Genomic DNA, 17199 nt, shown 5'->3' on the forward strand with positions numbered 1-17199 from the left:
TTGATCGATGACATCTTATCGATAAAGATGGCGGCATCCCATTCACCGGAGACGCCTTCATGTCCACATCCGTCATCGCCGCGCTGCAGATCGGCGCATCGCCCGCCGGCACGCGCGCCACGCTCGACACGATCCTTGGCTACGAAACCGCGATCCGCGACAGCGGCGCGTCGCTCGTCGTGCTGCCCGAGGCCGTGCTCGGCGGCTATCCGAAAGGCGAAATCTTCGGCACGCGGCTCGGTTACCGGCTGCCCGAAGGCCGCGACGCGTATGCGCGCTACGCCGCGCAGGCGATCGACGTGCCGGGGCCCGAAACCGACGAGCTGGCCGCGCTGTCGCAGCGCACGGGCGCGAGCCTCGTGGTCGGCGTGATCGAGCGCGGCGGCAGCACGCTGTACTGCACGGCGCTGTTCTTCGATCCGCGCGACGGGCTCGTCGCGAAGCACCGCAAGCTGATGCCGACCGGCACCGAACGGCTGATCTGGGGGCAGGGCGACGGCTCGACGCTGCCCGTCGTCGACACGGCCGCGGGACGCGCGGGCGCCGCGATCTGCTGGGAGAACCACATGCCGCTGCTGCGCTGCGCGATGTACGCGAAAGGCGTGCAGATCTGGTGTGCGCCGACCGTCGACGAGCGCGACCTGTGGCAGAGCTCGATGCGGCACATCGCGCACGAGGGGCGCTGCTTCGTCGTGAGCGCGTGCCAGGTGCAGCCGTCGCCGCGCGCGCTCGGCATCGACGTGCCAGGCTGGGATCCCGAGCGGCCGCTGATCCGCGGCGGCAGCGTGATCGTCGGGCCGCTCGGCGACCTGCTGACGGAACCGCTGATCGGCGAGGCCGGGCTAGTGACCGCGCGCATCGATACCGACGAGCTGGTACGGGCGCGCTACGACTTCGACGTCGTCGGCCACTATGCGCGTGCCGACGTGTTTTCGCTGCATGTCGACGAGCGGCCGAAGCGGCCGGTGGTGTTCGGCGCATAGGGAAAGGCGGGCCGGGCGCCACGCGGTGGCCCGGGGAATGAACGGCGGCGGCGTGCAGCCACACGCGGTGCGTGCCCGCCGTCGTGCCGCATCAACGCATCGGCGCTTCCGCGATCCGCATGTAGTCGGCGATCCGCCGTCCTTCCATGTCCGGAAACTGCTCGTGCACGGTGATGTCGCCCATCCGCGCGATATCGAAAGTGCGGAAATCGTCGCGCAGCTCGCACCACGCGCCGATCGTCCAGCGCCCGCCCCAGTAGACGAGCCCGAGCGGCCACACGCGGCGTTGCGAATGCGCGCCGAGCCGGTCGCGGTAGCCGAAGCTGACGATGTGGCGCGTATCGATGGCCTGGTGGATCGCGTCGACCTTCGCGCAAAACGTCTCGTCGATGTGGAACGACGGCGCGAACACGGGCAGGCGGTCGAGCGCCGTGCGCTTGTCGGCCGGCATCGCCGACGCGATCTTCGCGAGCGCCGAGCGGGCGCCGCTCGCGAAGCGCGCACCGCCCCAGGTCTCGAGCATGCGCGCGCCGGTGGCGAGCGCCGCGAGCTCCTCGGCCGTGAACGTGAGCGGCGGCAGGCTCGCGTTGCGGTTCAGCCGGTAGCCGATGCCGGCTTCGCCTTCGATCGGCACCCCTGACAGTTGCAGGTCGCGCACGTCGCGATAGACCGTGCGCGGCGACACCGACAGCCAGTCGGCCAGCTGCTGCGCGGTCGTGAGACGGCGCCCGCGCAACAGCTCGGCGATCTGGAACAGGCGGTCGGCACGGCGCGTCATGACAGCACCTCGACTCCAACGGCGAAGGGGACTTCGCGATGATAGCGCCGCGCCGGCCCGATGGCCGACGTGCTCAGTGGCATTTCGGCGCGTGCAGGCCGACGCGGTTGCCTTCGGTATCGATCAGGTAGCCGATGTAGCCGTAGTTGTTCGGCAATTCGACGACCGAACCCTGCACGACGCCGCCCGCGCGCTTCGCGCGTTCGAGCGCCGAGACGACCGAGTCGCCGGCGTTCAGGTAGACGAGCACGCCGTTCGCGCTCGGCTTCATCTGCTGCGGATCGAACACGATGCTGCCGCCCGTGCTCGACGTCTCGTGATCGAACACGGCCATCGGCACGCCGCCGATGACTTCGCGCTGCAGCGTGGTTTGCAGCACGGTTTCGTAAAAGCGGATCGCGCGGTCGAAATCGAGGGACGGAATGTCGAACCACGCGATCGCGCGTTCCAGGGTTGCGGTGGCAGTTGCGGACGTCATGACGAGCTCCTTGTTGCGTTGTTATTCGGGTTCGGTGCGGAAACCGGCGTTGCATTGCGCCGGGATTGCAGTGTGATCGCCGCCTGCTGACACCGTATTGTCAGTAGAGTTGTCGCCCTTGACATGCAACCGTTTGGTTGCATAATAAAGCCATTGACCCGGGAGCGGCATGGATCTCGTTTTCAAGGCGCTGGCCGACGGCACGCGCCGTCAGTTGCTCGACCTGCTGCATGCGAAAAGCGGCCAGACCCTGTCCGGGCTGTGCGACGGACTCGCGATGAGCCGGCAGGCCGTGAGCAAGCATCTCGCGCTGCTCGAGGCCGCGAACCTCGTCGCGACGACGTGGCACGGCAGGGAGAAGCTGCATTACCTGAATCCGGTGCCGATCCACGACATCGCGGAACGCTGGATCGGCAAATTCGAGCGTCAGCGCCTGCAGGCGCTGGCGGATCTCAAGCGCGGGCTGGAAGCGGCCCGCGGCACAGGAGACGACGATGGGTAATCCCGCCTTTGTGTACGTGACCTTCATCGCAGCGACGCCCGAGCGCGTGTTCGACGCGCTGACCAACGCCGAACTGACGAAGGACTACTGGGTACGGCATCGCAACGCGTCGCCCGACTGGCGGCCGGGCTCGCGATGGGAACATCAGGATTACGACGATCCGTCGCGGGTCGACATCGTCGGCGAAGTGGTCGAGCACGATCCGCCACGCCGGCTGGTCGTCACGTGGCGTACGCCGTCGGGAGAGGGCGAGGAATCGCGCGTGACCTATCTCGTCGAGCCGCACGAGGGCGTCGTGAAGCTGACCGTCACGCACGACGGGCTCGTGCCGGGTTCGGAGATGGATCGCGGGATTCGCGGCGGGTGGCCGGTCGTGCTGTCGAGCCTGAAGACGCTGCTCGAGACGGGGCACGCACTGCCGTTCACGATGGCGCGCTGGTCGAAGTCGAAGCACTGACCCGCGCCCGGGGAGGAGCGCGCGGGCGCCGCGATGGCGACCCTGCGCGATGGTGTTGCTTACGCGTCGCCTTCCGGCGCGGCCGGGCGCGCCTTCACGCTGCCGGCGATCAGGTCGAAGCGGAACAGCCGGCATTCGAGCGCGCCGTTGAACAGCGGCGTCTTCGCCGATTCGCGCAGCCGCAACTGGCCCGGCAGCGAACGGTCGGACGTCAGCAGGAACGCCTGCCAGCCCGTGAAGCGCTGTTTCAGCGCATCGCCGAGCGCGTTGAAGAACTCGCTGTCCGGCGCGTCGGTGTGCGTGCGGCGGAACGCGTCGTCGTTGCCGCGGTTGCGGCCGGTTTCGCGCACCTCGCCGCGCGCGCTGCGGCCGCGCACTTCGATCCGCTCGCCGTACGGCGGGTTCGCGAGGATGATGCCCGGCCCGTCGCACGGCGGCGTCATCCCGCGAGCGTCGACCTGCTTGAGCCACACCGACGGCACGCCCGCGCGTTCGAGGTTCGCGCGCGCCTTCTCGAGCATGTCGCCGGAAATGTCGCTGCCGTACACGCCGAGTGCGTCGCCGCGCTTGCCGCGCGTCGCGCGCTTCGCGTCCAGCGCCGGGACCTTCAGCCCCTGCCACGCGGTGATGTCGTACTGCTTGAGTTTTTCGAAGCCGAACCGGCGTTCGACGCCGGGCGCCACGCCGAGCGCGATCTGCGCGGCTTCCGCGAGGAACGTGCCGCTGCCGCACATCGGGTCGTACAGCGCCGTGCCGGGCGTCCAGCCCGTCAGGCGCAGGATGCCGGCCGCGAGGTTCTCGCGCAGCGGCGCCGCGCCCTTGTCGAGACGCCAGCCGCGCTTGAACAGCGGCTCGCCCGACGTGTCGAGGTACAGCGTGCACTCGTTGGCCGTCAGGAACGCGAATACGCGCACGTCCGGCGCACCGGTATCGATGCTCGGGCGCGCGCCGGTCTTGTCGCGCATCCGGTCGCAGATCGCGTCCTTCACGCGCAACGTCGCGAATTCGAGGCTTTTCAGCGGCGACTTGATCGCGGTGATGTCGACGCGCAGCGTCTGCGTCGACGCGAACCAGCGCTCCCACGGTTGCTCAAGCGCGAGCGCATAGACGTCCTGCTCGTTGCGGTACGCGCGGTGCGCGATCTTCAGCAGGATTCGGCTCGCGATCCGCGAATGGAGGTTCGCGGCCATGCCGGCGGCCCAGCCGCCGCTGAAATGGACGCCGCCCGGCACCTGCGCGCCCGCGGTGAACGGCGCGCCGTTCAGGTGGCGGCCGGCGATTTCGGCCAGCTCGGCGGCAAGCGCCGCTTCGAGGCCGCGCGGGCAGGGGGCGAAGAATTCGTACAGGGTGGGCGAGGACATAAGGCGGGAGAGGACGTGCAAAAGTCCACCATTGTACGCGGCGCGCGCGACCGGGGCCGGCGTTTCGGCGGGCAGACGCCGGCGTGACGGCCGCGCTCGCGCGAGGAGGCGGGCGCAGCGGCGCCCGGCCGGGCACCGCCACGCCGCCGCAGGCTCAGTGTGCGCCCGGCTGGCCGGTGCGCGCGGCCTGGCCGCCGGCCGGCCAGAACAGCGCGAGCGGATTGGACAGCACCGTGCGGACGATCGCGCCGACGAGCGCGCGCACCTTGGTCGGGCGCAGGCTGCGCGAGCGCACGGCCATCGTGAACGCGAGCGCGAAGCTCACGAGCACGTTGAGGATCGCCATGCTGAGCACGCCGGCGCCGGCCCACCACAGCTCGGGTGTCCCGAGCGCGCCCTTGCCCAGCACGCCGAGCGCGATCCCGATCGAGCCGGCCGACAGCGTCACGTGCCGCACCTCGAACGGGAACATGAACACGGTGACGATCGCCGGAATGAGGCCGAGCATCAGGCCGAGGCCGACGTTCGCGACTACGCCCGCGACGTTCGACCGGCAGAAGTGCGCGAGCTTCGCCGCGCCGGCCGCGCCGAGCGTCAGGCGCAGCCGGCGGTTGTACGTGAGCGCGTCGCCGACCCGGTGCAGCACGAACCAGTTGTCGGCCCAGCCCGCGAGCAGGCTCGACGCCCACAGCAGCACGCCGGTCAGTGCCGCGTAGAGCGGCGTCGGCCCGAGCAGCGAGAACGAGTGCAGCGTCGTGTGCGCCTTTTCCGGCGAGATCAGGTTCGCGTGCAGCACGTTGCCCGCGAACAGTTGCACGAGCAGGCACACGGGCAGCACGACGAGCACGTTGCCGGAAATCGCGGCCGCCTGCGTGCGGATCAACGCGATCACCGACGCCACGAACGCCTTCACGCCTTCGTCGTGGCCGGTGTCGTCGAGTTCGCGCGCGAGCGTCGGCGCGGTCATCGCGGGCTGCTTGGTCGCGAGCGTGAAGTGCAGGAAGTGCATCAGCATGAAGCTGGCCGCGTAGTTGATGCCCGCGAGCAGCCCTTCGAGCATCGACTGCAGGTGCGCGCCCGTGATCGCGAACTTCACGCACACGGTCACGACCGTGACGAGGCCGCCGCCCGCGGCCATCCGCAGCATCTTCAGGTACTCGGCGCGGCCGCGCGAGATGTAGTGCTCGCCGGTGTCCGCGTTGGTCTCGACGAGCTTGCGCGCGAACAGCGAGAAGTTGCTGCGCACGAGGTGCGTGACGCTCTGGCTGTTCTGGTTCGCGTCGACGAGCTCGGCCGTCAGGCGTGCCATCCCGTGCAGGTCGTCGCGTGCCATCCACGCGTTCAGCAGCATTTCGGCGCGCAGGATGCGCATGCGCATCCGTTCGACCTGGAACACGATGTCGACCGACACGCCGTTTTGGTACAGGTGCGAGAACACGTTGTCGACCGCGATCCGGCATTCGTCGAGCAGCACGCGCAGGTAGTTCACCTCGTGCAGCAGCTTGCTCGGGTCGCCGCCGTCCTCGACGGCCGCGTGCGCGGTCTCGACCGCAAGCATCGCGCGCGTGAGGCGGTAGAACGGCTGCGTTTCCAGCGGCTGGCGCGCATCGTCGTCGGACAGCCGGCTGCGCACCGTCTGCGACAGGCCGGTCGAGCTGATCTGGCAGGTCAGGTTGTGCAGCGCGGCCAGCAGGTCGCGCGAGAACGAACCCGGTTCGTGGCGCTCTTCGTCGGTGACGTCGAACGAGAACAGCTCGGCGAGGCGCGCGAGCAGGTCGTCGGGCAGCGCGTCGATCCATTGCGCGTCCCCGGGTGCCGGGAACATCAGCGTGAACAGCGCCGACAGCTCGCGGCGGTTCGGCGCGGGCGGGATCAGCGACGAGTCGATCCGCTCGAACAGCGCGCCGAAGAAACCCGAATGCACGGGCATGCCGGCGTCGCACAGCAGCGAGATGCCGTCGCACTCGCGCAGGATGCCGCGCAGGATCCGCGCGGCGTGCGCTTTCCATGCGGGGTTGCGATCGAGCACGTGGAACAGGTAGCGCAGCCGCGCATGGGCCGGATACGCGCGGGTGTCGGCGTCATGCTCGGCCGCCGGGTCCTGCGCGGCCTGCATCGTGCCGTTGCGGCGCAGCCAGTGCGCGAGCTCGATCAGCCATTCGCTGCGCTCGGCGTACGACGCATCGGCGTCGGCGTGCGCGAGCAGCGCATCGAGCTGGTGACCGGCATTGCGCGACGCGCGCCACTTCTTGATCAGGGTCGTCAGGGAACGAAACATAAACGGAATAGCGAAAGCCCTGGACGGGCGGGTTCGGGATGCCTGCCGGGAAATCGGCGCGGCGCCGGGGAGAACGGGTGAGACGGGGCCGGTTGCCGGACGATGCGCGGCGACCTGCGATGCGGCTGCCCCGCTGCGGTGCACGCCGATCGCGTGCGGGCGCCGGGAGGCCCGGCGGTCGGGCCGAACGCGGCCCGGCGCCGCCGGCTCGCGCGCACGACGAGCGGCGCGAGCGTGAAAGTGCGTAGGATCGTCAATCGGGCCGGAAAACGCAAGCCGACCGCGTTGCATGGCGCCGGTTCCGGCCGACTTTGACAAACAATGCAAAGCTGCCGTTCGGCCGATGAAGCCGCGGTGCGATCGGCTGTGGCAGCGTCATGCAAGCGGCTGCCGGCGGACGCGCCGCACCGGACGAAGCCGCACCGGACGAAGCCGCGCCGGCGAACGCTGTTTCAGACGTTCGCCTGCGCGCTGCCCGTTTATGCGCCGGGCTTGCCCGTCGAGCCGGCGTCGCCGCCGGACGTCGGGTTGGCCGGGCACGGCACGACCGGCGCGGCGGCCGTCTTGCTGCCGGCCGCGGGCGTCGTGCCGCGGCGTGCGGCCATCGCGCGCACGCCGGCCGCGGCCTGCGTGGCGATCACGTCGAGCGCGCGCCGGTGGCCGGCGACGAGCGCATCGTAGCCGTCGGCGACCGGTTCCGCGACGCTCGTGCGGCAGGTCATCACGGCCTGCGTGCCGAGCGGGCGCACGCTCCACACGGCGTCGACCGCGGCACGCTTGCCGGGCCACGACTCGAAGCGCTGCACGTTCACGCTGATGCGATACACGGGCACGCCCGGCGGGTACGCGGAATTCGCGACGTCGATCGTGCCGAGCTGCGCGGCGAGATCGTCCGACAGCGCGCGGCGGATCTCGTCGGCGGGCGGCGCCGCCCAGCGTTCCTGCTCGAGCACGTCGACCTGCGCGGCGTTCTTCTGCACGACCAGCTGGTTCTTCGCGACCTGCTCGGGCACGCCGACGGACGGCACCTCGATCAGGAACGCCGGGTTGGCCGGCGCGGTGCGCACCGGGGCCGCGGCGTCGGCCGGGCTGAGCGTGTAGAACCGCGCGGGCGGCGAGCTGCACGCGGCGAGCGCGAGTGCGGCGATGGCCGCCGCCGCGCCGCTCGCGAAACCGTTCACGCGTGTCGTCATGGTTGATCTCCTGGCTTGCCCTTGAGCAGCGATTCGGGGTGACGCTCCAGATAATCGGCGAGCGCGTTCAGCGACTGCAGCGTGCGCGTGAGCTCCTTCAGCGCGCCGCGCACGTCGGACTGCAGCGGCGAATCCTGCTGCAGCGTCGCCTCGGCGGTCGAGAAGGTCTGCTTCGCGGCCGACAGCGTGTCGCGCGCTTCCGGCGCGACCTGCGTGTCGAGCTGCTTGAACAGCTTGTCGGCGTTCGACAGCGCGCTGTTCAGGTTCGCGCCGATCTGGTCGAACGGCACCTTGTCGAGCTTCTTCGCGATGTCGGCGACCTGCAGCTGCAGTTCGTCGAGCGTGTTCGGCACGGTCGGCAGCTCGAGCGGCTGGCGCGTGGTGTCGATCTTCACGACCGGCGCCTTCGGGAAGAAGTCGAGCGCGACGTACAGCTGGCTCGTCAGCAGGTTGCCGGTGCGCAGCTGGCCGCGCAGCCCGTGCTGGACGAGCCGCTCGACGATCTCGCGGCGGGCCGGTTCGCCCTTGCTCTCGATCGTCTCGCGGAAGCGGCGGCCGAGGCGCTCCGGATACACGTTCATCGTCACCGGCATCAGGAAGTTCTTCGTCTTCGGATCGAAGTCGATGCCGATGTTCGTCACTTCGCCGAGCACGATGCCGCGGAAGTCGACCGTCGCGCCGACGGCGAGCCCGCGCAGCGACTGGTTGAAGTTCATCACGACCTGCAGCGGCAGGCCGTCCGGGTCGCGCATCGCGTCGCCTTCGTCGGAACCCAGGCGGAACGTCGTGTTGTTCGGCGCCGTCGCGCCGCTGCCCTGGTTCGGCGGCGTCTGGAACGCGATGCCGCCGAGGATTACCGTCGCGAGCGACTGCGTGTTCAGCTTCAGGCCGCTCGAATCGAGTCGCAGGTCGACGCCGCTCGCCTGCCACCAGCGCGAGTTCACGCCGACGTACTGGTCGTACGGCGCAGTGACGAACACGTTGAACGTGACGCCCGTACCGTCCTTGTCGAGCGAGAAGCCGACCACCTGGCCGACCTGCACGCGCCGGTAGTAGACGGGCGAGCCGATGTCGACCGAGCCGAGCGAATCGCCGCGCAGCACGTATTGCGTGCCTTTCTGGTCGCCCGTGACGGCGGGCGGCGTCTCGAGGCCCATGAAGTCGGTCTGCGTATCCTGTCCGTGGCCGGCGTCGACGCCGATATACGCGCCGGACAGCAACGTGCCGAGCCCCGACACGCCGGTCGCGCCGATGCGCGGCCGCACGATCCAGAAGCGCGAGCCCTTGACCGCGAAGTCCTCGGCTTCCTTCTTGAGCTGCACCTGGACGAGCACGCGCGACAGGTCTTTCGACAGCTTGATCGTCTTGACCATGCCGATCTCGACGTCCTTGTACTTGACCTGGGTCTTGCCGGGCTCGAGGCCTTCGGCGCTGTGGAAGCTGAGCGTGATTTCCGGGCCGCGCTCGCGCACGGACTTGATCACGAGGCCGATGCCGATCAGCGCGGCGATCAGCGGCACGAGCCAGACGAGCGACGGCAGCCAGCCGCTTTTCGTCGAGATCGTCGGATCGGGCGGCCGGGGCTGGTCGTGCTGCGGGCCTTGCGGACTATTCATGGTGATTCCCTGAGGTTTCGACTGGATCCCAGATCAGGCGGGGATCGAACTGCATCGACGCGAGCATCGTCAGGATCACGACCGAGCCGAACGCGAGCGCGCCGGGGCCGGCCGTGATGGTGGCGAGCGAACGGAAATGGACGAGCGCGACGGTGAGCGTCACGACGAAGATGTCGAGCATCGACCAGCGGCCGATGCGCTCGACGATCCGGAACAGGCGCGTGCGCTGCATCGGCCGCCACGGCGAGCGGCGCTGCGCGCTGATCACGAGGATCAGCAGCACGCCGAGCTTGAGCATCGGCACGAGGATGCTCGCGACGAACACGACGACGGCGAGCGGCCAGTCGCCCGACACCCAGAAATAGATGACGCCGCTCATGATCGTGTCTTCCTGCGAGCCGACGATCGACGCGGTGTGCAGGATCGGCAGCAGGTTCGCCGGAATGTAGAGGATCGCGGCCGCGAGCAGCAGTGCCCACGTGCGCATGATGCTGTTCGGGATGCGGAAATGCAGTGCGCTGCCGCAGCGCGCGCAGTGCGCATGCGGCCGGTCGAGCGTCTGCACGAGTCCGCACGTGTGGCAGCTCGCATAGCCCTCGCGGGCGGCGGTCGGCGTCGTCATCGGCGGGCGGCCTCGGGCAGCGGCGCGGCGTCGTCGGGCGGCTCCGGCTGTCCGGGCCGGCGCCCGGCGCGCAGGTCGTCGGCCATGTCCCACAGCGTGCGCGGATCGAACATCAGCACGACGGCGATCATCAGCGTGAGCGCGGCGAACGCGAACAGCGCGGCATCGGGAACGACACGTGCGAGGCTTACCATCTTCACGATCGTCACGATGATCCCGAGCATCAACACCTCGATCATGCCCCATGGCCGCACGAGCTCGATCGCGCGCAGCACCAGGTTGAAACCGGGCGGCACGACGCCGCGCCGGATCGGCAGCAGCAGGTACAGTAGCGCGGCCATCTCGACGAGCGGGAACAGCACGGTCGAGCAGAACACCATCACGCCGACGACCGCCATGTCCTGGTGCCACAGCGAGTCGATCGCGCCGATCAGCGTCGTCTGCACGCGGGTGCCGTTCAAGTCCATTTCGAGGATCGGGAACGCCTGCGCGATCGTGAACGTGATCAGCGCCGCGAGCGCGAGCGCGCAGATCCGCTCGATCTGCGTGGTGCTGTCGCGATAGAGCAGTGCGTCGCAGCGCGGACAGCGCGCGATTTCGCGGCAGCCGAGGCGCGGTTTGTGCAACAGTGCGTCGCACTCGTGACAGGCAATCAGGTCGTTTCGTTGCATGGAAAAAGCGGTTGTGCGACGGCGGGAGGACGCGTCGACGGGGCCGGAACCCGCGCCAATCTTACCAAAACGCCTTTTTTGCTGTGTCAACGATCGCATGTTCGGTGACCGATCGGTAACATGGCGGGAAGCGGGCAGCGGGCTGACAAGCCCGTCCTCAGAGTCCGCGCAGGTCAAAAGGTTGCGGTAGCATGGCGCCCTTGACAAGCGTCGGACTCATGGCCGGCGCTGCTGTTCGCTGAACTGAGGAATCCAAGATGGCATCGAATTCGCTGCCGGCCAAGCCGGTACGCTATACGCAGAGCGCGATCGCGCTGCACTGGCTGATCGCGCTGCTGATCGTCAGCGCCTTCGCGCTGGGCTGGGTGATGACGGACATCCCCGGTTTCACGCCGACGAAGCTGAAGTACTTCTCGTGGCACAAGTGGATCGGCGTGACGGTGTTCGCGCTGGCCGTGGTGCGCGTGCTGTGGCGCGCGACGCACGTGCCGCCGCCGCTGCCGGGCGGCACGCCGCTGTGGCAGCGGGCGGCGTCGCACGGCGTGCACATCGTGCTGTACGTGCTGATGCTCGTGATTCCGGTGACGGGCTACCTGTACAGCTCGGCGTCGAACATCCCGGTCGTGTACCTCGGCATCGTGCCGCTGCCGCGGCTGATCGACCCCGATCCGGTACTCAAGGAAACCTTCAAGACGCTCCACGTATCTTTGAATTACATTCTGCTTGCGCTCGTGTCGCTGCACGTGCTCGCGGCGCTCAAGCACCAGTTGTTGGACCGCGACGGCCTGCTGTCGCGGATGCTTCCCTTTGCCAAATGAAGGATCCCATGAAAGTGTCTTTCTCCCGCTCCATGCTGACCGCGTTCGCCGCGGTGTCACTTGTCGCGTCGGGCGCGGCGCTCGCCGATGTCGATCTCGCGAAGAGCAAGGTGTCCGCCGTGTCGAAGCAGATGAACGTGCCGACCGAGGGCGCGTTCAAGAAGTTTTCCGCGCAGGTGAAGTTCGATTCGGCGAAGGCCGCGCAGGGCAGCGCGCAAATGACGATCGACATTGCGAGCTATGACCTCGGCGACAAGATGTACAACGACCAGGTCGCGGGCAAGGACTGGTTCGACGCGAAGGCGTATCCGCAGGCGACGTTCGTGTCGTCGGCGATCGCGCCGGCCGGCGGCAACAAGTACAACGTGACCGGCAAGCTGACGATCAAGGGCAAGTCCGAGACCGTCACGGTGCCCGTCACGGTCGCGCAGAGCGGCGCGACGCAGACGTTCGACGGCGTGTTGCCGATCAAGCGTTCGGCGTTCAACGTCGGCACCGGCGAGTGGAAGGACACGTCGATCGTCGCCGACGAAGTGCAGATCAAGTTCCATCTCGTCGCCACGAAGTAAGCGGCGGGCTATCGCATCACCTGAATGCCGCGCGAGGGCGCGGCGCCGTTCCAAGGAGAGAGAGTTGAAAAAGCATCTGATGATCGCCGCGGGCGCGCTGGCAGCGTCGCTGTCGTTCTCGGCATTCGCCGAAAGCGCAACGTACCAGTTCGACCCGAGCCACACGTACCCGAGCTTCGAGGCCGACCACTTCGGCGGCCTGTCGGTCTGGCGCGGCAAGTTCGACAAGTCGAGCGGCACCGTGACGCTCGACCGCGCGGCGAAGACGGGCACCGTCGACGTGACGACCGACGTCGCGTCGATCCAGACGGGCAGCGCAAAGCTCGACGAGCACCTGCAGACGAACGAATTCTTCGATGTCGCGAAGTTCCCGCAGGCGAACTACAAGGGCACGATCAAGTTCGACGGCGACAAGCCGGTGTCGGTGGTCGGCAACCTGACGCTGCATGGCGTCACGAAGCCGATGACGCTGAAGATCGATTCGTTCAAGTGCATGCCGCACCCGATGCTCAAGCGTGAAGTGTGCGGCGTCGACGCGGTCGGCGAATTCAGCCGCGACGATTTCGGCCTCGACTACGGCAAGCAGTACGGCTTCAAGATGAAGACGAAGCTGCTGATCTCGGCCGAAGCCGTCAAGCAGCAGTAACGCCGTCGGCCGGGCCTGCCGCTTCGCCGGCCCGCCGCGAGCCAACCGCCGCGTTCCCGTTACCGGGGGCGCGGCGGTTTTTTTTTGCGCGCCTATAATCGCCCGAGCGCCGTCCGCGGCGCCCGGCGGGCCGACGGCGCGAGCGCGGCCGCGGCCGCTTCGAACAGAACGTACAACGACAAGGAGATCGCCGATGCATGCCGCCACGCAGTCCCGTTCCATTGCCTCGTCGCCGCGCGTGTGGCGCGCGGTGGTCGCCGCGTCGATCGGCAATGCGCTCGAGTGGTTCGATCTCGTCGTCTACGGCTTCTTCGCGGTGACGATCTCGAAGCTGTTCTTTCCGGCCGGCAACGACACCGTGTCGCTGCTGCTCACGCTCGGCACGTTCGGCGTGTCGTTCTTCATGCGGCCGCTCGGCGCGATCGTGCTCGGCGCGTATGCCGACCGCGCGGGCCGCAAGGCCGCGCTCACGCTGTCGATCCTGCTGATGATGGCCGGCACGCTGGTCATCGCGGTGCTGCCGACCTACGAGACGATCGGCGTCGCGGCGCCGGTGATCCTCGTCGCCGCGCGGCTGATGCAGGGCTTCTCTGCCGGCGGCGAGTTCGGCAGCGCGACCGCGTTCCTTGCCGAACACGTGCCGGGCCGGCGCGGTTTCTTCGCGAGCTGGCAGGTCGCGAGCCAGGGGCTCACGACGCTGCTCGCCGCCGGCTTCGGCACCGTGCTGAACGCGCAGCTGTCGGCCGCGCAGATGGCTGCGTGGGGCTGGCGCGTGCCGTTCTTCTTCGGCCTGCTGCTCGGGCCCGTCGCGTACTACATCCGCACCAAGGTCGACGAGACGCCCGAATTCCTCGCGGCCGAAGGCACCGCGAACCCGCTGCGCGACACGTTCGCATCGCACAAGGCGCGCCTGGTCGCGGCGATGGGCGTGGTCGTGCTCGGCACCGTCGCGACCTATCTCGTGCTGTTCATGCCGACCTACGGCGTGAAGCAGCTCGGCCTCGCACCGTCTGCCGCGTTCGCGGCGATCCTCGTCGTCGGCGTGATCCAGATGGCGTTCGCGCCGCTCGTCGGCCACTGGTCGGATCGTTACGGCCGCGTGCGCGTGATGATCGCACCGGCCATCGGCATCCTCGTGCTGATCTATCCGGCCTTCGCGTATCTCGTCGCGCATCCGGGCTTCGGCACGCTGATCGCGCTGCAGGTGCTGCTCGCATTCCTGATGACCGGCTACTTCGCGGCGCTGCCGGGGTTGCTGTCCGAGGTGTTTCCGGTGCAGACGCGCACGACCGGGATGTCGCTCGCGTATAACGTCGCGGTGACGATCTTCGGCGGCTTCGGGCCGTTCATCATCGCGTGGCTGATCCGCGCGACCGGGATGAAGACCGCGCCGAGCTTCTACCTGATGTTCGCGGCCGTGTTGAGCCTCGCGGCGCTGGTTGTGCTGCGCAGGCGGTTCGGCTTCCGGTAGAAGGGCGGGCGGCGGCGCGTCAGTTGCCGCCTTGTTCGCACACGGGCTGCGTCGGCATCAATTGCGCCGGCGCGTCGACGGTCCGCACGGGCCGCCCCGCGAGCGCGGCGAGCGCCTGCTGCAACTGCCAGTCGCCGGCCGTGCCGAACGCGCGCTGCGGCAGCGCCGCGCTCTTCGACATATCGACTTTCGCGCGCACACGCTGCTCGCGCAGCTTTTGCCGCTCCTTGCGCACGTGCTCGAACGGGTCGGGCGTGAGCCGGTCCGCATAGGGCGCGCGCGAGAGATCGACTTCCCGATACCACAGCAGGACGCCGTCGACGTCCGAGTCGCGGCGCGGCGGCACGAGCCAGTCCGGCACGACGCCGTAGCCATCCATCGGGCAGCCGTTCGGCCGCAGGTTGCGCGCGAACGTGAAATTCAGGCGCGTGCCGTCGATCAGGTCGACGCCGGTCTGCGCGAGCCCCTTCCCGTAGGTCGGCATGCCGAGCAGTTTCGCGCGGCCGAGATCCTTCAGCGCCGCCGCGGTCGCTTCGGCGGCCGACGCGCTCTGTCCGTCGACGAGCACGACGAGCGGCACGGTGCGCCACCAGTCGTCGGCCTGCAGCGACGCGAGCGGATCCTGCCCGTGCATCACCGGCAGTTCGTAGTCGGGCCAGTTGGTCGAGAAGCGGCGGCGGTGGGCGTCGCCGCGCTCGACCGTCACCATCGCGGTGCGGTCGCGTCCGACGAACAGCGCGGCGATGCCGATCGCCGCATTGAGCGCGCCGCCGCCGTTGATGCGCAGGTCGAGAATCATCCCTTTCACCGGCGGGCCCGCACGGCGCGCGGCCTGCACTGCGTCGATGTAGTCGCCGACCGCCGGCTCCGGGAAGTTCGACAGCCGCGTGTACAGGATGTCGCCGTCGAGCCGCTTCGCGATCGCCGGGTGCGGCTTGACGATCGCGCGCACCGGCGCGAAGCTCAGCACCGCATGCTGCGGGCCGCGCTGCACCGTGAGCTTCAGCGGGACGCCCGCGTCGCCCTTCGCGAGTTTCACGAGCTCGCTGTTGTCGATGTCGACGACGCTCCTGTCGTTCATCGCGACGACCAGGTCGTCGGGACGCACGCCGGCTTTTTCGGCCGGTGCGTCGGGAATCACGTCGATGATGTGCAGCCCGTCGGGTCGCGTCTCGAACACGATCCCGATGCCCGGCGTGCCGTCGCGCGCGCGTCGCTCGTCGTCTCGCCGTTCCTGCTCCTCCTTGGCGTTGAAGAAGCGCGCGTACGGCAGCGTCTTGATCCCGTCGTGGGTCGCGGCGTCGAGCAGCGCGCCGATGTCGACGTCGGTCAGGTGCTGCTTCTTCAGCACTTCGACGGCAGCCTTCAGTTCGCAGATCTGCGGCTCCCAGTCGGGCGGGCAGGGCGACGGCGATGCGGCGGCAGGCTGTGCGGCGGTGGGAGAGGCAGGCGCAGACGCAGGCGGCGCATCCGCTGCAGCGGATGCCGACTGTGCGCCGGCAGGTTGCGCGCACGGCAGCAACGCAGCCGCGACGGCTGCGCAGACGGCGAGGCGACGAACGACACACATCGGAGGCATCATCGGGACCGCACGTTCGGACGGGTGGCGAGGGTGATTGCCCGCCGGCACGCGGCCGGCATGCAACGGAGCAGGGCGGGCACGATTGTAGCCGACGCTCGTGACGGCGCCTGTCGGGCTGGCCGCGCGCCGCACGGCAGCGGCCCGCGCATGAAAAAAGGCCGGTCCGACAGGACCGGCCTTCTTGCGTTTGCCGAAACGGCGCGGCGCTTAAACCTGCGCGCCCGCGTTCGGATCGTCCGGATCGTGCGCGGTCTTCTTGTCCTTGATCAGGTCTTCGCGCTTGATGCCGAGCCACATCGCGAGCGAGCCCGCGACGAACACCGACGAGTAGATACCGAACATGATGCCGACCGTCAGCGCGAGCGCGAAGTAGTGCAGCGTCGGACCGCCGAAGAAGAACATCGACAGCACCATCATTTCCGTCGACGTGTGCGTGATGATCGTCCGCGACATCGTGGTCGTGATCGCGTGGTTGATCACTTCCTGCACGCTCATCTTGCGTTCGCGGCGGAACGTCTCGCGGATCCGGTCGAAGATGACGACCGACTCGTTGACCGAGTAGCCGAGCACCGCGAGGATCGCCGCGAGCACCGCCAGCGAGAACTCCCACTGGAAGAACGCGAAGAAGCCGAGAATGATCACGACGTCGTGCAGGTTGGCGATGATGCCGGCGACCGCGTACTTCCATTCGAAGCGGAACGACAGGTAGATCACGATGCCGATCACGACGCACGCGAGCGCGAGCAGGCCGTCGGTCGCGAGTTCCCGGCCGACCTGCGGGCCGACGAACTCGACACGCTGCAGCGTGACGTCCGGGTTCTGCGCCTTCAGCGCGCCCATCACCTGGTCGCTCTGCTGCGCGGACGTGAGGCCTTCCTTCAGCTGCAGCCGGATCAGCACGTTGCGCGACGTGCCGAAGTTCTGCACCTGCGCGTCGGCGTAGCCGAGCTTGCCGAGCGTCGCGCGCACGGGTTCGAGCTCCGCGGCCTGCTGGTACTGCACCTCGATCACCGTACCGCCGGTGAATTCGACGGACAGGTGCAGCCCGCGGTGGAACAGGAAGAACACGGCGGCGAGGAACGTGACCAGCGAGATCACGTTGAACACCAGCGCGTGCCGCATGAACGGAATGTCTTTACGGATGCGGAAAAATTCCATGGTCTCGTCTCCGGGG

The 17199-nt window shown here is 68.6% G+C and carries 17 protein-coding genes; 7 read left to right on the forward strand and 10 right to left on the reverse strand.

Annotated elements, in window-relative coordinates; all coding sequences use genetic code 11:
• The first annotated feature begins 59 nt into the window (after positions 1–59).
• A complete protein-coding gene (locus tag R9B84_RS03390; protein WP_423759196.1) occupies positions 60–983 on the forward strand; it encodes a carbon-nitrogen hydrolase family protein in 924 nt (307 codons plus the stop codon).
• Positions 984–1074: 91 nt separating this feature from the next.
• Here the strand turns inward: R9B84_RS03390 and R9B84_RS03395 are convergent, their stop codons facing one another.
• Complete coding sequence (locus R9B84_RS03395) at positions 1075–1761, reverse strand: helix-turn-helix transcriptional regulator (protein ID WP_034182756.1); 687 nt, start codon at positions 1759–1761, stop codon at positions 1075–1077.
• Between the two features lie 73 nt (positions 1762–1834).
• Positions 1835–2239, reverse strand: a complete 405-nt coding sequence (locus tag R9B84_RS03400) for a VOC family protein (protein WP_423759197.1) — start codon at positions 2237–2239, stop codon at positions 1835–1837.
• Between the two features lie 169 nt (positions 2240–2408).
• Between R9B84_RS03400 and R9B84_RS03405 the strand changes: the two genes are divergently transcribed.
• Positions 2409–2741 (forward strand): ArsR/SmtB family transcription factor, encoded by a 333-nt coding sequence (locus R9B84_RS03405; RefSeq protein ID WP_423759198.1) that lies wholly within the window; start codon positions 2409–2411, stop codon positions 2739–2741.
• Positions 2734–3198 (forward strand): SRPBCC family protein, encoded by a 465-nt coding sequence (locus tag R9B84_RS03410; protein WP_423759199.1) that lies wholly within the window; start codon positions 2734–2736, stop codon positions 3196–3198. The genes R9B84_RS03405 and R9B84_RS03410 overlap by 8 nt, the downstream gene beginning before the upstream one ends.
• A gap of 59 nt (positions 3199–3257) precedes the next feature.
• Here R9B84_RS03410 and R9B84_RS03415 read toward each other — a convergent pair whose 3' ends face one another.
• The 6 genes from R9B84_RS03415 to R9B84_RS03440 form a co-directional block, all read right to left on the reverse strand.
• Positions 3258–4559, reverse strand: coding sequence for a THUMP domain-containing class I SAM-dependent RNA methyltransferase (locus tag R9B84_RS03415; protein WP_423759200.1), 1302 nt, complete (start codon positions 4557–4559; stop codon positions 3258–3260).
• A 154-nt stretch (positions 4560–4713) separates the two neighbouring features.
• On the reverse strand, positions 4714–6837 hold the full coding sequence (locus R9B84_RS03420) for a site-specific recombinase (protein ID WP_423759201.1): 2124 nt from the start codon (positions 6835–6837) through the stop codon (positions 4714–4716).
• Positions 6838–7316: 479 nt separating this feature from the next.
• Entirely contained in the window at positions 7317–8030 is a 714-nt protein-coding gene (locus tag R9B84_RS03425) for a PqiC family protein (protein WP_423759202.1), read from the reverse strand.
• Positions 8027–9646 (reverse strand): intermembrane transport protein PqiB, encoded by a 1620-nt coding sequence (locus R9B84_RS03430; protein WP_423759203.1) that lies wholly within the window; start codon positions 9644–9646, stop codon positions 8027–8029. Before R9B84_RS03430 ends, R9B84_RS03425 begins: the two co-directional genes overlap by 4 nt.
• Positions 9639–10268, reverse strand: a complete 630-nt coding sequence (locus R9B84_RS03435; RefSeq protein WP_423759204.1) for a paraquat-inducible protein A — start codon at positions 10266–10268, stop codon at positions 9639–9641. Before R9B84_RS03435 ends, R9B84_RS03430 begins: the two co-directional genes overlap by 8 nt.
• Positions 10265–10939, reverse strand: coding sequence for a paraquat-inducible protein A (locus R9B84_RS03440; RefSeq protein WP_423759205.1), 675 nt, complete (start codon positions 10937–10939; stop codon positions 10265–10267). Before R9B84_RS03440 ends, R9B84_RS03435 begins: the two co-directional genes overlap by 4 nt.
• A gap of 257 nt (positions 10940–11196) precedes the next feature.
• Between R9B84_RS03440 and R9B84_RS03445 the strand changes: the two genes are divergently transcribed.
• The 4 genes from R9B84_RS03445 to R9B84_RS03460 all read left to right on the forward strand — a co-directional run bounded on the left by R9B84_RS03445 (position 11197) and on the right by R9B84_RS03460 (position 14443).
• Entirely contained in the window at positions 11197–11757 is a 561-nt protein-coding gene (locus tag R9B84_RS03445) for a cytochrome b (RefSeq protein ID WP_423759206.1), read from the forward strand.
• An 8-nt stretch (positions 11758–11765) separates the two neighbouring features.
• Positions 11766–12326 (forward strand): YceI family protein, encoded by a 561-nt coding sequence (locus tag R9B84_RS03450; RefSeq protein ID WP_423759207.1) that lies wholly within the window; start codon positions 11766–11768, stop codon positions 12324–12326.
• A 64-nt stretch (positions 12327–12390) separates the two neighbouring features.
• A complete protein-coding gene (locus R9B84_RS03455; RefSeq protein WP_047899840.1) occupies positions 12391–12972 on the forward strand; it encodes a YceI family protein in 582 nt (193 codons plus the stop codon).
• A 193-nt stretch (positions 12973–13165) separates the two neighbouring features.
• Positions 13166–14443: an MFS transporter gene (locus tag R9B84_RS03460; RefSeq protein WP_423759208.1), complete on the forward strand. Its 1278-nt coding sequence runs from the start codon at positions 13166–13168 to the stop codon at positions 14441–14443.
• Between the two features lie 19 nt (positions 14444–14462).
• Here R9B84_RS03460 and R9B84_RS03465 read toward each other — a convergent pair whose 3' ends face one another.
• Complete coding sequence (locus R9B84_RS03465) at positions 14463–16013, reverse strand: S41 family peptidase (protein WP_423759209.1); 1551 nt, start codon at positions 16011–16013, stop codon at positions 14463–14465.
• A gap of 219 nt (positions 16014–16232) precedes the next feature.
• Positions 16233–17183: a protein translocase subunit SecF gene (secF, locus tag R9B84_RS03470; protein ID WP_059236052.1), complete on the reverse strand. Its 951-nt coding sequence runs from the start codon at positions 17181–17183 to the stop codon at positions 16233–16235.
• Between the last annotated feature and the right edge of the window lie 16 nt (positions 17184–17199).

Source organism: Burkholderia sp. NLJ2, from assembly GCF_049487195.1.
GTDB classification, from domain to species: Bacteria; Pseudomonadota; Gammaproteobacteria; order Burkholderiales; family Burkholderiaceae; genus Burkholderia; species Burkholderia pyrrocinia.

Excerpts from the sequence above, each read along its gene's own strand:
- R9B84_RS03390 (WP_423759196.1), top strand. The coding sequence starts at position 60 with ATGTCCACATCCGTCATCGCCGCGCTGCAGATCGGCGCATCGCCCGCC.
- R9B84_RS03395 (WP_034182756.1), bottom strand. The coding sequence starts at position 1,761 with ATGACGCGCCGTGCCGACCGCCTGTTCCAGATCGCCGAGCTGTTGCGC.
- R9B84_RS03400 (WP_423759197.1), bottom strand. The coding sequence starts at position 2,239 with ATGACGTCCGCAACTGCCACCGCAACCCTGGAACGCGCGATCGCGTGG.
- R9B84_RS03405 (WP_423759198.1), top strand. The coding sequence starts at position 2,409 with ATGGATCTCGTTTTCAAGGCGCTGGCCGACGGCACGCGCCGTCAGTTG.
- R9B84_RS03410 (WP_423759199.1), top strand. The coding sequence starts at position 2,734 with ATGGGTAATCCCGCCTTTGTGTACGTGACCTTCATCGCAGCGACGCCC.
- R9B84_RS03415 (WP_423759200.1), bottom strand. The coding sequence starts at position 4,559 with ATGTCCTCGCCCACCCTGTACGAATTCTTCGCCCCCTGCCCGCGCGGC.
- R9B84_RS03420 (WP_423759201.1), bottom strand. The coding sequence starts at position 6,837 with ATGTTTCGTTCCCTGACGACCCTGATCAAGAAGTGGCGCGCGTCGCGC.
- R9B84_RS03425 (WP_423759202.1), bottom strand. The coding sequence starts at position 8,030 with ATGACGACACGCGTGAACGGTTTCGCGAGCGGCGCGGCGGCGGCCATC.
- R9B84_RS03430 (WP_423759203.1), bottom strand. The coding sequence starts at position 9,646 with ATGAATAGTCCGCAAGGCCCGCAGCACGACCAGCCCCGGCCGCCCGAT.
- R9B84_RS03435 (WP_423759204.1), bottom strand. The coding sequence starts at position 10,268 with ATGACGACGCCGACCGCCGCCCGCGAGGGCTATGCGAGCTGCCACACG.
- R9B84_RS03440 (WP_423759205.1), bottom strand. The coding sequence starts at position 10,939 with ATGCAACGAAACGACCTGATTGCCTGTCACGAGTGCGACGCACTGTTG.
- R9B84_RS03445 (WP_423759206.1), top strand. The coding sequence starts at position 11,197 with ATGGCATCGAATTCGCTGCCGGCCAAGCCGGTACGCTATACGCAGAGC.
- R9B84_RS03450 (WP_423759207.1), top strand. The coding sequence starts at position 11,766 with ATGAAAGTGTCTTTCTCCCGCTCCATGCTGACCGCGTTCGCCGCGGTG.
- R9B84_RS03460 (WP_423759208.1), top strand. The coding sequence starts at position 13,166 with ATGCATGCCGCCACGCAGTCCCGTTCCATTGCCTCGTCGCCGCGCGTG.
- R9B84_RS03465 (WP_423759209.1), bottom strand. The coding sequence starts at position 16,013 with ATGTGTGTCGTTCGTCGCCTCGCCGTCTGCGCAGCCGTCGCGGCTGCG.
- secF (WP_059236052.1), bottom strand. The coding sequence starts at position 17,183 with ATGGAATTTTTCCGCATCCGTAAAGACATTCCGTTCATGCGGCACGCG.